Consider the following 13,327-nt stretch of genomic DNA (forward strand, 5'->3'; position numbering starts at 1 on the left):
GTTACCGAGGCATCCGGACGGGGCAGCACCGGGTCGATGTCGGGCAAAGGCCGGAAGAACTCCGACCCGCCGGCAGAGCAAGCGAACTCGCCGGGGCGGGAGAGGCCGGGCCTTCCGCAGCGCGCGGCGACGGGGCGGCCTCCGGCGCCGGGGTCGCAGGCTCTCCGGTTGTGGACGGCAGGCGCGGCATCTCTGCGGCGGCGTCGGATGGATCACCGGAGCCGGGCGCCGCAGCAGCGGGCGACGGCGCCTCGCCGGTCGCGGAGGGGGTGGGTGAGGCTTCGGTCACAGAGGCCGCTGGCGGCTCCCCTACGCCCTTCGCCGCATCAGAAAGCTCTGCGTCGCCGGTTGCGGAGGGCGGGGACGGGAGATCGCTCGTGGAGGGCGCCGGCTGGTCTCCGGGTTCAGGCGCCGTCGCAGCGGGCGGCGACGATGCCTCTCCGGTCGCAGAAGACGGGCGCGGGATGTCGGGCGCGGCAGGCGCCTCTGTGGGCACAGGTACGGCAGGCGCCGGCGGCTCCCCGACCTCGGGCGTCGCGGCCTCGGGCGTCGGCCCTGCCTCTTCGGTCCCCGAGGGCCGAGGCGCTGCTCCGGGCGCGGCGACATCGTCCACGGTTGCGGGCCCGGCCTCGGGAAGGCCCATGTCGCCGCCAGAAACTGCAACGGAGGGCGCCCGCGCCGGCGGTGGGGCCAGTTGCGAGGCGACGGCCAGACCGACCGCTCCGACGAGGCCGCCCCAGATCACCCCCGACACGTATCCGCGGCTCACGCGCTGCTCCTCATCGCTGTTTCCCTCTGCTGGGGCCTTTGCGCGCGGGGGCGGGGGCATGGTTGCCCTTGACGCCCCCGCATGGCTCGGCCCATGTATACCGCGACCGTCGCAAGGGTTCACCCCCTATCCACCACTTTGCACCGGGGCCCCGCAAGATGCTGCTGCTCATCGATAACTACGACAGTTTCACCTACAACCTCGTCCATTACCTTGGCGAACTCGGGGCGGATGTGGCAGTGCGCCGCAATGACGCGCTCGACGTTCAGGCCGCGATGGCGCTGCACCCCGAGGCGATCGTGCTGTCGCCCGGGCCCTGCGACCCGGCGCAGGCGGGGATCTGCCTCGCGCTGACTGCCGCCGCCGCCGAGGCGAAGATCCCGCTCCTGGGTGTCTGCCTCGGGCACCAAACCATCGGCGAGGCCTTCGGCGGCAAGGTGGTGCGCTGCCACGAGATCGTGCATGGCAAGATGGGAAAGATGCTGCACGAGGGCAAAGGCGTCTTCGCGGGCCTGCCCTCGCCCTTCCTCGCCACCCGCTATCACAGCCTGGTGGTGGAGCGCGACAGCCTGCCCGACTGCCTGGAGGTCACCGCCTGGCTCGAGGATGGCACGATCATGGGGCTCAGGCACAAGACGCTGCCGATCGAGGGGGTGCAGTTCCACCCCGAGAGCATCGCCTCGGAGCATGGCCACCAGATGCTGCGCAATTTCCTCGACGCCGCCAAGGCCGGGGCGCCGGCATGAGCGACCGTCTGAAGCCGCTGATCGGCATCGCCGCCGAACGGGCGCTGACCCGCGACGAGGCGCAGCTGGCCTTCGAATGCCTGTTCGAGGGCGAGGCCACCCCGGCGCAGATGGGCGGCCTGTTGATGGCGCTGCGGGTGCGCGGCGAGACGGTGGACGAATATGCCGCCGCGGCCTCGGTGATGCGGGCGAAATGCAACAAGGTCCGCGCGCCGGAGGGGGCGATGGACATCGTCGGCACCGGGGGCGATGGCAAGGGCACGCTGAACATCTCGACCGCGACGGCCTTCGTGGTGGCCGGGGCGGGCGTGGTGGTGGCCAAGCATGGCAACCGGAACCTGTCGTCCAAATCGGGCGCCGCCGATGCGCTGACCGAAATGGGGCTCAACGTGATGATCGGGCCGGAGCTGGTGGAGCGCTGCCTGACCGAGGTCGGGATCGGCTTCATGATGGCGCCGATGCACCATCCGGCGACGCGGCATGTGATGCCGGTGCGGATGGAGCTGGGGACGCGGACGCTGTTCAACATCCTCGGGCCCTTGACCAACCCCGCCGGGGTGAAGCGGCAGCTGACCGGGGCCTTCTCACCCCGGCTGATCCGGCCGATGGCCGAGGTGCTGAAGGCGCTCGGGTCGGAGAAGGCCTGGCTGGTGCATGGCGGCGACGGGTCGGACGAGCTTTCCATTTCCGCGGCGTCGAAGGTGGCGGCGCTGGAGGATGGCGAGATCCGCGAATTCGAGCTGCATCCCGAGGAGGCCGGTCTGCCGGTGCATCCGTTCGAGATGATCGTCGGCGGCACGCCCGCCGAGAATGCAGTGGCCTTCCGCGCGCTGCTCGACGGGGCGCAGACCGCGTTCCGCGATGCGGTGCTGTTGAACGCGGCGGCGGCTCTGGTGGTGGCCGGCAAGGTGAACACGCTGCCCGAAGGGGCTGATCTGGCGCGCGAAAGTCTTGACTCCGGCGCGGCGAAGGCCAAGGTCGCCGCCCTTGCCCGGATCACCTCGGCGGGCTAGACAGGGGATCAGACCCCCCAGAACCAAGCGAAGGAGGCCCGATGAGCACGATCCTGGACCGTATCAAGGCCTACAAGCTGGAAGAGATCGCCACCCGAAAGGCCGCGCGCCCGCAGTCCGAGGTGGAGGATGCGGCCCGCGCCGCCCCTGCGCCGCGCGGGTTCCTCAAGGCGCTGCGCGCCGCGGTGCCGAGCGGCTACGGGCTGATTGCCGAGATCAAGAAGGCGAGCCCGTCGAAAGGGCTGATCCGCGAGGACTTCAACCCGGCGGAGCTGGCGAAGGCCTACGAGGAAGGCGGCGCCACCTGCCTGTCGGTGCTGACCGACGGCCCCTCCTTCCAGGGCGCCGACGCCTTCCTGACCCAGGCGCATGACGCGACCAGCCTGCCCTGCCTGCGCAAGGACTTCCTCTACGATCCGTGGCAGGTGGCGGAATCGCGGGCTTTGTCGGCCGATTGCATCCTGATCATCATGGCCTCGGTCTCGGACGCGCAGGCGCTGGAGCTGGAGGATGCCGCGATCCGCTGGGGCATGGATGCGCTGATCGAGGTGCACAACCGCGAGGAGCTGGAGCGGGCCAGCCAGCTGAAATCCCGGCTGATCGGCATCAACAACCGCAATCTCGACACGTTCGAGGTGTCGCTGGACGTGACGCGCGATCTGGCGCGGCGGGTGCCGGAGGAGCGGCTGATGGTGTCGGAAAGCGGGCTTTTCACCCCCGAGGATCTGGCCGAGATCGCCCGCTACGGCGCGCGGTCCTTCCTGATCGGCGAAGCGCTGATGCGGCAGCAGGATGTGGCGGCGGCGACGCGGCGGCTTCTGGCGGCGCCGCTGACCGCGCAGGGCGGCATCTGATGGCCGAGACCAAGGCTCCGGGGCTCAGCCATTTCGACGCCGAGGGCCATGCGCATATGGTCGATGTCTCGGACAAGCCGGTGACGGCGCGGGTGGCGGTGGCGCGGGGCTCGGTGCTGATGAGCGCCGAGACGCTGGCGCTGATCTCGGAAGGCCGGGCGAAGAAGGGCGACGTCCTGGGCGTGGCGCGGCTGGCGGGGATCATGGCGGCGAAGAAGACCGCCGATCTGATCCCGCTCTGCCATCCGCTGCCGATCACCAAGGTCGCGCTGGAGCTGACCGCCGACCCCTCCCTGCCCGGCGTGACGGTCGAGGCCACGGTGAAGACCGGCGGCCAGACCGGGGTGGAGATGGAGGCGCTGACGGCGGTGAGCGTGGCCTGCCTGACCATCTACGACATGGTGAAGGCGGTGGAGAAGACGATGACCATCACCGATATCCGGCTGCTGTTGAAGGATGGCGGCAAGTCCGGGCGTTTCGAGGCCGGGGCGTGATCTCGGTCGAGGAGGCGCTGGAGCGCGCGCTGGCGCTGGTCTCGCCGCTGGAGGCGGAGACGGTGGCGCTGGCAGAGGCCTGCGGGCGCTTCATGTGCGCCCCTGCCGTGGCGCGGCGCGACCAGCCGCCCTTCGCGGCCTCGGCGATGGACGGCTATGCGCTGGCGGGCGATCCTGCGGCGGGGGATCGGTTCACGCTGATCGGTGAGGCGGGCGCGGGCCATGCCTTCACCGGCCGGGTCGGCCCGGGCGAGGCGGTGCGGATCTTCACCGGCGCGCCGCTGCCTGCGGGCGCCGACCGCGTGGTGATCCAGGAGAATGTCGAGGCCGAGGGCGCCGCGATCCGCCTGACCGAGGCTTCGGACGGCCGCAACATCCGCCCCGCCGGGCAGGATTTCCGCGCCGGGGACAGCCTCTCGCCGCGCCGGCTGCGGCCGAACGATCTGGCGCTGCTGGCGGCGATGAACATCGCAGAGGTCCCGGTGACCCGCCGCCCGGTGGTGGCTCTGGTGGCGACCGGCGACGAGCTGGTGATGCCGGGCGAGACGCCGCGCGACGACCAGATCATCGCCTCGAACAGCTTCACCCTGAAGGCGCTGGCCGAGGCCGAGGGCGCCGAAGTGCGGCTGCTGCCGATCGCCCGCGACACCGAGGCCGAGCTGCGCACCGTGTTGGAGATGGCGGCGGGGGCCGACATCGTGGTGACCATCGGCGGGGCCTCGGTCGGAGATCACGACCTCGTCGGCAAGGTGGCGGGCGAGATGGGGCTGGAGCAGGCCTTCTACAAGATCGCCATGCGCCCGGGCAAACCGCTGATCGCCGGCCGGCTGAACGGGCGGCCGATGCTGGGGCTGCCGGGCAACCCGGTCTCCTCCATCGTCTGTGCGCATCTCTTCCTCCTGCCGATGCTGCGGGTCATGCTGGGCCTGCCCGCCGCCCCCGCGCCGCATCGCCGCGCCCGGCTGGCCGAGCCGGTTCCGGCCAATGGCCCGCGCGCGCATTACATGCGGGCGAAGCTGGCCGAGACCGACGGGCTGCCGCAGATCGCGGCCTTCCCCCGGCAGGACTCGGCGCTGCTGCGCGAGCTGAGCGAGGCCGACGCCCTGCTGTTGCGCCCGCCGGGCGATCCGGCGCGGGAGAGCGGCGAAATGGTGCGCTACATTCCGCTCTGACGCTTGACACAAAGCGGGAACACGGGCAGAACAGGGGGTGAACCTTTATCCCGGAGGACGGCCCGTGCTGACCCGCAAGCAGATGGAACTTCTGGATTTCATCAAGACGAGAGTGGATCGCGACGGCGTGCCGCCCTCCTTCGACGAGATGAAGGAGGCGCTGGACCTGCGTTCCAAATCCGGCATCCACCGGCTGATCACGGCGCTGGAGGAACGCGGCTTCATCCGCCGGCTCGCCCACCGCGCCCGCGCCATCGACATCGTGAAACTGCCCGAGGCGATGGAGCGTCCCGGCTTCAAGCCGCGGGTGATCGAGGGCGACAGACCTGCAACGCCGTGGAACGCCATCCCGGTGGAGACCCGCAACGCGCTGGAGCTGCCGCTGATGGGCCGCATCGCCGCCGGTCTGCCGATCGAGGCGATCGGCGATGCGATGCAGCATGTCACCGTGCCGGGCTCGATGCTCTCGGGCCGCGGCCAGCATTACGCGCTGGAGGTGAAGGGCGACTCGATGATCGAGGCCGGGATCAACGACGGCGACATCGTGGTGATCCGCGAGCAGAACACGGCGGAGAATGGCGAGATCGTCGTGGCGCTGGTCGATGACCACGAGGCGACGCTGAAGCGCTTCCGCCGCAAGTCGGGCAGCATCGCGCTGGAGCCGGCCAATGCCGCCTATGAGACGCAGATCTATCCGGACCACCGGGTGAAGATCCAGGGCCGGCTGGTCGGGCTGATCCGCAGCTACTGACCGTTTGGGGCCGGCCGCCACAGCCGCGCGCCGGTCACGGCGGGTTGCAGTCTCAGCCCGCCCTCCTCCGGCCAGAGAGCGATGGCCCCGGTGCGGGCGAGTACGTTTTCGTCGATCACCCGGCAGCCCGGCGGGGGCGGTCCCTGCCCCGTCCCGGCCAGGATCACCAGCCCGGCGCTGCGACAGGCCTCGGCGAGGCGCAGCGGCGCGTCCTTCCCCTTCAGCAGCAGCCCCGGCGCCCCGCCCAGCGTGAAGCGGCGCGCGGTCTTCGGGCCGTCGAAACCGGCCCGCGCCGCGGCCGCCGGCTGATCCGCCAGATCGCCATCGTTCTGCAGCCAGGTCTCGGCGGCGAAGCCCGCGCCGCTCGCCGCCGACAGCGCCCGGCCCTGCGGCGTCAGCAGCCCGACCAGCGCACCGTCAGGGCTGACCAACAAAGGCGGGCGCTGCACCACAGCCCATAGACCGAAGGCGAGTGCCATCGGCCCCAGCCCCAGCAGCCGCACCGGCCCGCGCCACAGCACGACCCAGAGCGCGCCCAGCGTCAGCAGCGGCAGCACCCATGGTCCCGGCGTCGGCAGGCCGGTCACCGCCCCCTCCCACCCGGCGATCCAATGGGCGACGGCGAGGATCCAGCGCGCGCCGAGCTCCATCAGCCAGAGGCCCGGCTGGGCGAGGCCGACGGGGGCGAGCAGCGCCGCGATCACCGCGCCGGGCATGACGAGGAGCCCCATGGTCGGCACGGTCAGCAGGTTGGCGAGCAGCCCGTAATCGGTGTAGCGGTTGAAATGCGCGGCCCCGTAGGGCGCGGTGGCGAAGCCCGCGATCAGGGTGGAGAGCAGGGCGGTGAACAGCGGCAGCGTCCAGCGTGGCAGCTGTTCGCGCAGCACCCGCCGCTCCACCATGCCGAAGCCCGCGATCAGCGCGACGGTGGCGGCGAAGGACATCTGGAAGCCGGGGCTGAGCAACGACTCCGGCTGCAGGAGCAGCAGGATCGTCGCCGAGATCGCCACTGAACGCAGCGACAGCGCCCGCCGGTCGAAGAGCACCGCGCCAAGCATCACCGCCACCATGACGAAGGCGCGTTCCGTCGCCACGTTGAAGCCGGAGAGGGCGAGGTAGAAGGCGGCGACGGCGAGCGCCAGCAAGGCCGCGAGCTTCTTGACCGGCAGGCGCAGCGCCATCGGCGGGATCAGCGCGAGGCCGTAGCGCAGCGCGGCGAAGACGAAGCCGGTGAGGAAAGCCATGTTCATGCCGGAGATCGCCAGGAGATGCGACAGGTTCGAGGCGCGCAGATCCTCCACCGTCGCCTGGGCGATGGACGAGCGATCGCCCGTTACCGCCCCCGCTGCGAAGGCGCCGGGCTGGCCGGGGATGCGGCTCTGGATCGCCGCCGAGAGCCGGGCGCGCAGCCGGTTGATGCGCTGCTCGCCCGGCGCGGGCGGCTCCAGCGCCAGAAGCGGCGCGCGGGTGTAGCCGACGGCGCCCAGCCGCTGGAAGAAGGCCATGCGCGGGAAGTCGAAGCCGTTCGGCTCCGACGGCTGTGGCGGGGCGGCGAGATGGCCGGTGGTCATCACGGTCAGGCCGGGCTCGGGGCGGATGTAGGTGACGGGGTGGTGCAGCGAGATCCGCACCCGGGCGGGCGTGCGCTCCGGCGCGACGCGTTCCAGCACCACGCGGTCGAGCGTGAGGCGGATCAGGTCGGCCTGCGAGCGGTCGATCTCGACGATCCGCCCCTCGATCGGGCCGAAATAGCGAAAGCCGAGGATCGGCGCCGCCTGCAGATGCGCCCGCCCGCCTGCCGCCAGCACGCCGAGCGCGAGACAGCCGAGCGCCACCCAGAAGGGATGCGCAAGCTCCGGCCCAAGCCGCCAGCCGAGCGCCGAGAGCCCGAGCACCGCCGCGGCGCCGAGATAGAAGGCGAGACCCGGCTCCCACGGCAGGGCGAACCACCAGCCTGCGCCGCAGGCCATGAACACCGGCACCCAGGGAAACAGGATGCCCCGCGCCTCGGCCAGCGCCTGCACCGGGTGAGCCAGAAGCCTGCCGAGGACGCGCACCTTGTCACCTGCCCCGCGATTGCCTAGACAAGCCCGACCCTATCCGCCCCGTGGTTTCCGAAAGGTTAAGACATGTCCCCGAAGCCCGTCGTCACCCGTTTCGCCCCCTCGCCGACCGGGTATCTGCACATCGGCGGCGGGCGCACGGCGCTGTTCAACTGGCTCTACGCCCGGGGCCGCGGCGGCAAGTTCCTGCTGCGCATCGAGGACACCGACCGCGAACGCTCCACCCCCGAGGCGACGGCGGCGATCCTCAAGGGGCTGACCTGGCTGGGGCTCGACTGGGACGGTGACGTCGTCAGCCAGTTCGAGATGAAGGACCGCCATGCCGAGGTGGCGCGCGAGATGCTGGCCAAGGGCGCGGCCTACAAGTGCTTCTCGACGCAGGAGGAAATCGAGGCCTTCCGCGAGGCGGCGCGGGCCGAGGGCCGCTCCACCCTGTTCCAGAGCCCCTGGCGCGACGCCGATCCGTCGACCCATCCCGATGCGCCCTATGTCATCCGCATGCGCGCCCCGCGCGAAGGCGAGACGGTGATCGAGGATGCGGTGCAGGGCACGGTGCGCTTCGGCAACGACCAGTTGGACGACATGGTTTGTTTACGCTCGGATGGTACCCCGACCTACATGCTGGCCGTGGTGGTCGACGATCACGACATGGGCGTGACCCATGTCATCCGGGGGGACGATCACCTGAACAACGCGGCGCGGCAGACGATGGTCTATCAGGCGATGGGATGGGACATCCCGGTCTGGGCGCATATCCCGCTGATCCACGGGCCGGACGGCAAGAAGCTGTCGAAGCGGCATGGCGCAGTGGGGATCGAGGAATATCAGGTGATGGGGTATCCCGCCGCCGGGATGCGCAACTACCTGACGCGGCTGGGCTGGGCGCATGGCGATGCGGAGTTCTTCACGACCGAACAGGCGAAGGAATGGTTCGACCTGCCGGGAATCGGCCGTGCCCCGGCGCGACTCGATTTCAAGAAGCTGGAAAACCTCTGCGGCCAGCACATCGCCGCGATGGAGGATGCTGCGCTGCTGCATGAAATTCTGGCTTACCTCGAGGCCGCCGGAAAGCCGGCGCTGACCGACCTGCAGCAGGACCGGCTGGGCCGCGGGCTCTATTGCCTGAAGGACCGCGCGAAAACCTTCCCGGAACTCATTGAAAAGGCGGAGTTCGCGCTGGCCTCCCGCCCGCTTGTCGCCGACGAGGCCGCGGCCAAGGCGCTGGATACGGTATCCCGTAGTATACTGTCCGAATTGACGCCGCGCCTGCGCGGTGCTACGTGGTCGAAGGAAGATCTGGAGACGATCCTGACCGAGACGGCTACCGCTCATGGCCTCGGGTTCGGCAAGCTCGCCGCGCCCCTGCGTGCCGCCCTTGCCGGGCGCACGGTGACGCCGAGCGTCTATGACATGATGCTGGTTCTCGGACAGGACGAGACGATTGCGCGGCTGGAGGATGCTGCGGCCTGACCGGCCCCTCCCGCCCCCGGCCCTTCGGGGCTCCTGCACTGACGCGATCTGCGCCCGCGCGGACCGCCCCGCCATGAAGAGGGGACGACCATGACCAAGACCGCTACCGTGACACTCGACGGCAAGGTGATCGACCTGCCGGTGCTGCACCCGACGCTCGGGCCGGATGTCGTCGACATCCGCAAGCTCTACGCCCAGGGCGACGTCTTCACCTACGACCCAGGCTTCACCTCCACCGCCGCCTGCGAGAGCAGCATCACCTATATCGACGGCGACGCGGGCGAGCTTCTGCACCGCGGCTACCCGATCGAGCAGCTGGCCGAGCATTCGCACCATCTCGAGGTCTGCTACCTGCTGCTCTACGGAGAGCTGCCGAACGCCGCGCAGCTGGCCGATTTCGAGTTCCGCGTCTCGCGCCACACAATGGTGCACGAGCAGATGCACTACTTCTTCCGCGGCTTCCGCCGCGACAGCCACCCGATGGCGACCATGGTCGGCGTGGTCGGCGCGATGTCGGCCTTCTACCATGACTCACTGGACATCAACGACCCGTGGCAGCGCGAAGTGGCCGCGATCCGCATGATCGCCAAGCTGCCGACCATCGCCGCGATGGCCTACAAGTATTCGGTCGGCCAGCCGTTCAACTATCCGCAGAACCATCTCGATTACGCGGGCAACTTCCTGCACATGTGCTTTGCCGTCCCGGCCGAGCCCTATGTGGTGAACCCGGTGCTGGCCAAGGCGCTCGACCGGATCATGATGCTGCATGCCGACCACGAGCAGAACGCCTCGACCTCCACCGTGCGTCTGGCGGGCTCGTCGGGCGCGAACCCGTTTGCCTGCATCGCCGCCGGCATCGCCTGTCTCTGGGGCCCGGCGCATGGCGGGGCGAACCAGGCCTGCCTCGAGATGCTGCGCGAGATCGGCACCGTGGACCGCATCCCGGAATACATCGCCAAGGCCAAGGACAAGGACGATCCGTTCCGCCTCATGGGCTTCGGCCACCGGGTCTACAAGAACTTCGACCCGCGCGCCAAGGTGATGAAGGAGAGCGCCGACGAGGTGCTGGGCCTGCTCGGGATCGAGAACAACCCGACGCTGCAGGTCGCCAAGGAGCTGGAGCGCATCGCGCTCGAGGACGAGTATTTCGTCTCGAAGAAGCTCTATCCGAACGTCGACTTCTACTCGGGCATCATCCTCGACGCGATGGGCTTCCCGACCTCGATGTTCACGCCGATCTTCGCGCTATCGCGCACCGTCGGCTGGATCTCGCAGTGGAAGGAAATGATCGGCGACCCCACCCAGAAGATCGGCCGTCCGCGCCAGCTTTATACCGGCGAGAAGCGGCGCGACTACACGGATGTGCGTCACCGCTGAGATTGACGGGGCGGCTCTGCGGAGCCGCCCTTTTCCTTTGCAGCCGGGGCGTCAGGCCCGCCCATCCAATGTGGCGACCGCCCGATAGAGCTCCGGCCGCCGGTCGCGGAACAGGCCCCAGCTGGCGCGCTGCGCGGCGATGGCCTCCAGATCCAGCGTCGCCACCAGAACCTCCTCCGCATCGCGGCCCGCTTTGGCCAGAAGCTGTCCGGTCTGGTCGGCGATGAAGGAGGAGCCGTAGAAGGTGACCTCGGTCCCCTCCGGCGCCGCCTCGGCGCCGATGCGGTTCGAGGCGACCACCGGCACGATGTTCGCCGCGGCATGGCCGCGCATCACCATCTCCCAATGCGGCTGGCTGTCATAGCCGGGCGCGGGCGGCTCCGACCCGATGGCGGTGGGGTAGAGCAGCAGCTCAGCCCCCTGCAGCGCCATGGCGCGGGCGCATTCGGGGAACCACTGGTCCCAGCAGATGCCGACGCCGATCCGGCCGAAGGCGGTGTTCCAGGTGCGGAAGCCGGTATCGCCGGGCGAGAAGTAGTATTTCTCCTCATAGCCCGGCCCCTGCGGGATGTGGCTCTTGCGATAGACGCCGAGCACCGAGCCATCTGCGTCGATCATCGCGAGCGAGTTGAAATGCGCCTGCCCCGCCTTCTCGAAGATCGAGAGCGGCAGCACCACGCCCAGTTCGCGCGCCAGCGCGGCGAAGCGCGCGACCAGCGGATGTCCCTCGATCGGGGCGGCGAGGGCAAGATACTCGGGGCGCTGGGTGATGCAGAAATACGGCGTGGCGAACAGCTCCTGGATCAGCACCACCTGCGCCCCCTGCCCCGCCGCCCGCCGCACCAGCGCCTCGGCGCGGTCGGCATTGGCGGGCAGATCCCAGGAACAGGCGAATTGCGTGGCGGCGACGGTGATCTGGCGCATGGTGGTCCTCCGGTTTTTCGGCACTCTGCCGGGACGCAGCGGCCGGGGGAAGCCCCCTCGACAGCGGCGGGCAGGCTTGCGACAAGGGGGAAAACCCGGAGTCCCCGATGCCGTTATTTGCTGAAAGCGCCGCCGACCTGCCCGACCGCGAGACGCTGCTGTCGATGTCGGGGATGGAATTCATGCAGGCGATGCTGGCCGGGACCATGCCGCAACCCACCATCGCCGGGCTGTTGAACTACCGGCTGGAAAGCGTCGGCGAGGGTCGCGCCAGCTTTCGCGGCACGCCGGAGTTCCGCCACACCAACCCGTTCGGCGGGGTGCATGGCGGCTGGTATGGCACGGTGCTGGATTCGGTGATGGGCTGTGCGGTGATGACCACGGTGCCGAAGGGCCGCTGGTACACGACGCTGGAGTTCAAGGTGAACATCAGCCGGGCGCTGCCGGTCGGCATGGAGATCATCGCCGAGGGCGAGATCGAGCATTCCGGCCGCAGCACCGCCGTCTCGCTGGGCCGCATCCGCGGCGCCGAGGACGGCCGGCTCTACGCCACCGGCTCCACCACCTGCATAATCATGGGCTAGGATCGGCAGTGCCGTGCCCCGCCGGCAGCCACCCCCTCCAGCGGCGGCGCGGCGGTCCGGCGCTGGGGTGCAGGTATTCGGTCGGGTCCTGCCCCACCCGGCGGCGGTGGCGCAGCAGGAAGATCTTGCCCCAGCCGGCGAAGGTGCTGGTCATCGGCGCCGAGGCGTCGCAGGGGAAGCGCGCCCGCCAGCCCTCCGGCAGCTCCAGCCCGCAGCTCTCCGCCCGCTCCAGCATCCAGACCAGCGGGATATTGGCCAGGGGCCGCACCTCGGCCCGGCCGCCGATCTGGCCGCCGATGTCGCCGTGGCTGCCGCGGAACCAGGCCTGCTGCACGATCTGGCCGTGTCGCGGACATTCCCAGAGCACCGGCTCGAACACGTCGCGGGTCTCGTCCAGCGCCAGCGCCTGGAAGCCGTGCCGGACCGAGCGGCCGACCCGGTGGCTGTGGAAGGAATGCTGCTCCTCCGTCAGCTTCCACAGCAGCGGCAGGGTGAAGCCAAGCGCCTTAACCGTGTCCCAGACGCCGACCATCTCGATCATCGCCTCGGGATGGCAGCAGGCGCGGGCGAAGGCGCGGGCGGCGGGGCGGTCGGGGCCGAACTGGTAGTGCCGGTAGGCCAGCTGCACGTTGCGCTCGGTCGCTTCTTCGCGGGTCAGCAGGCCGACGCGGTCGATCACCCCGGCCAGCGAGCGCACCGCATAGGCCCCGCGCGAATAGCCGAAGAGATAGATCCGGTCGCCGGGCTGGTAATGCGAGGCGAGATAGCCATAGGCGCGGCGGATCTGCCGGTTGATGCCGCGCCCCAGCGCCACGTCGCCAAAGCGCATCCAGCCGCCCCATTGCAGGCCCGGCTCGTAGTAGACGGTGCGATGCGCGCTGCGCCGGCCCTCGCGCAGCAGGCGGAAGGTGAGCCCGGCATTGGTCTCGCGCCCCGGCTCCAGCGAGGACATGGTGCCGTCGAGGATGATGACATGATGCACGACCCCGCGGCGGGCGCCGGATTTCGGCGGGGTGGCGGGCTCGGTCGAGACGACGGGATGCGGGCGGAACCAGTGCCGGAGACGCTTGATCAGCGACATGACGCCTCCGTTTCGGGACCGTCGGGTCC

General features: G+C 69.9%; 12 protein-coding genes. 9 read left to right on the top strand and 3 right to left on the bottom strand.

What is annotated here, in order from left to right; genetic code table 11:
• Positions 1 to 927: 927 nt before the first annotated feature.
• The 6 genes from C5F48_RS07990 to lexA all read left to right on the top strand — a co-directional run bounded on the left by C5F48_RS07990 (position 928) and on the right by lexA (position 5,799).
• Positions 928 to 1,515, top strand: coding sequence for an anthranilate synthase component II (locus tag C5F48_RS07990; RefSeq protein WP_107663382.1), 588 nt, complete (start codon positions 928 to 930; stop codon positions 1,513 to 1,515).
• Entirely contained in the window at positions 1,512 to 2,528 is a 1,017-nt protein-coding gene (gene trpD, locus C5F48_RS07995; protein ID WP_107663383.1) for an anthranilate phosphoribosyltransferase, read from the top strand. The genes C5F48_RS07990 and trpD overlap by 4 nt, the downstream gene beginning before the upstream one ends.
• Positions 2,529 to 2,569: 41 nt before the next feature.
• A complete protein-coding gene (trpC, locus tag C5F48_RS08000) occupies positions 2,570 to 3,382 on the top strand; it encodes an indole-3-glycerol phosphate synthase TrpC (protein WP_107663384.1) in 813 nt (270 codons plus the stop codon).
• Positions 3,382 to 3,876: a cyclic pyranopterin monophosphate synthase MoaC gene (gene moaC / locus C5F48_RS08005; RefSeq protein ID WP_107663385.1), complete on the top strand. Its 495-nt coding sequence runs from the start codon at positions 3,382 to 3,384 to the stop codon at positions 3,874 to 3,876. The genes trpC and moaC overlap by 1 nt, the downstream gene beginning before the upstream one ends.
• Positions 3,873 to 5,048 (top strand): molybdopterin molybdotransferase MoeA, encoded by a 1,176-nt coding sequence (locus C5F48_RS08010; RefSeq protein WP_107663386.1) that lies wholly within the window; start codon positions 3,873 to 3,875, stop codon positions 5,046 to 5,048. The genes moaC and C5F48_RS08010 overlap by 4 nt, the downstream gene beginning before the upstream one ends.
• A 64-nt stretch (positions 5,049 to 5,112) precedes the next feature.
• Positions 5,113 to 5,799, top strand: a complete 687-nt coding sequence (gene lexA, locus C5F48_RS08015; RefSeq protein ID WP_107663387.1) for a transcriptional repressor LexA — start codon at positions 5,113 to 5,115, stop codon at positions 5,797 to 5,799.
• On the opposite strand, the gene C5F48_RS08020 is transcribed toward lexA, so the two are convergent.
• On the bottom strand, positions 5,793 to 7,769 hold the full coding sequence (locus tag C5F48_RS08020) for a ComEC/Rec2 family competence protein (protein ID WP_107663422.1): 1,977 nt from the start codon (positions 7,767 to 7,769) through the stop codon (positions 5,793 to 5,795). The genes lexA and C5F48_RS08020 overlap by 7 nt on opposite strands.
• 159 nt (positions 7,770 to 7,928) lie before the next feature.
• Here C5F48_RS08020 and gltX point away from each other — a divergent pair, with 159 nt between their 5' ends.
• Positions 7,929 to 9,332 carry a glutamate--tRNA ligase gene (gene gltX / locus C5F48_RS08025; protein WP_107663388.1) on the top strand — a complete coding sequence of 468 codons (1,404 nt, stop codon included), beginning with the start codon at positions 7,929 to 7,931 and terminating at the stop codon, positions 9,330 to 9,332.
• 90 nt (positions 9,333 to 9,422) lie between these two features.
• Complete coding sequence (gltA, locus tag C5F48_RS08030; RefSeq protein WP_107663389.1) at positions 9,423 to 10,709, top strand: citrate synthase; 1,287 nt, start codon at positions 9,423 to 9,425, stop codon at positions 10,707 to 10,709.
• A gap of 51 nt (positions 10,710 to 10,760) precedes the next feature.
• Here gltA and aguB read toward each other — a convergent pair whose 3' ends face one another.
• Positions 10,761 to 11,633 (bottom strand): N-carbamoylputrescine amidase, encoded by an 873-nt coding sequence (aguB, locus tag C5F48_RS08035; RefSeq protein WP_107663390.1) that lies wholly within the window; start codon positions 11,631 to 11,633, stop codon positions 10,761 to 10,763.
• 107 nt (positions 11,634 to 11,740) lie between these two features.
• Between aguB and C5F48_RS08040 the strand changes: the two genes are divergently transcribed.
• The gene (locus tag C5F48_RS08040; RefSeq protein ID WP_107663391.1) at positions 11,741 to 12,217 is read left to right on the top strand and encodes a PaaI family thioesterase; all 477 of its coding nucleotides are present in this window, start codon (positions 11,741 to 11,743) and stop codon (positions 12,215 to 12,217) included.
• Here C5F48_RS08040 and C5F48_RS08045 read toward each other — a convergent pair.
• Entirely contained in the window at positions 12,207 to 13,298 is a 1,092-nt protein-coding gene (locus C5F48_RS08045) for a T6SS phospholipase effector Tle1-like catalytic domain-containing protein (RefSeq protein ID WP_107663392.1), read from the bottom strand. The genes C5F48_RS08040 and C5F48_RS08045 overlap by 11 nt on opposite strands.
• Between the last annotated feature and the right edge of the window lie 29 nt (positions 13,299 to 13,327).

This window comes from Cereibacter changlensis JA139, from assembly GCF_003034985.1.
Classification (GTDB): Bacteria; Pseudomonadota; Alphaproteobacteria; order Rhodobacterales; family Rhodobacteraceae; genus Cereibacter; species Cereibacter changlensis.

Bases quoted from the DNA above. Each gene is read 5' to 3' on its own strand.
- C5F48_RS07990 (WP_107663382.1), top strand. From the start codon at position 928: ATGCTGCTGCTCATCGATAACTACGACAGTTTCACCTACAACCTCGTC.
- trpD (WP_107663383.1), top strand. From the start codon at position 1,512: ATGAGCGACCGTCTGAAGCCGCTGATCGGCATCGCCGCCGAACGGGCG.
- trpC (WP_107663384.1), top strand. From the start codon at position 2,570: ATGAGCACGATCCTGGACCGTATCAAGGCCTACAAGCTGGAAGAGATC.
- moaC (WP_107663385.1), top strand. From the start codon at position 3,382: ATGGCCGAGACCAAGGCTCCGGGGCTCAGCCATTTCGACGCCGAGGGC.
- C5F48_RS08020 (WP_107663422.1), bottom strand. From the start codon at position 7,769: ATGGCCTGCGGCGCAGGCTGGTGGTTCGCCCTGCCGTGGGAGCCGGGT.
- gltX (WP_107663388.1), top strand. From the start codon at position 7,929: ATGTCCCCGAAGCCCGTCGTCACCCGTTTCGCCCCCTCGCCGACCGGG.
- gltA (WP_107663389.1), top strand. From the start codon at position 9,423: ATGACCAAGACCGCTACCGTGACACTCGACGGCAAGGTGATCGACCTG.
- aguB (WP_107663390.1), bottom strand. From the start codon at position 11,633: ATGCGCCAGATCACCGTCGCCGCCACGCAATTCGCCTGTTCCTGGGAT.
- C5F48_RS08040 (WP_107663391.1), top strand. From the start codon at position 11,741: ATGCCGTTATTTGCTGAAAGCGCCGCCGACCTGCCCGACCGCGAGACG.
- C5F48_RS08045 (WP_107663392.1), bottom strand. From the start codon at position 13,298: ATGTCGCTGATCAAGCGTCTCCGGCACTGGTTCCGCCCGCATCCCGTC.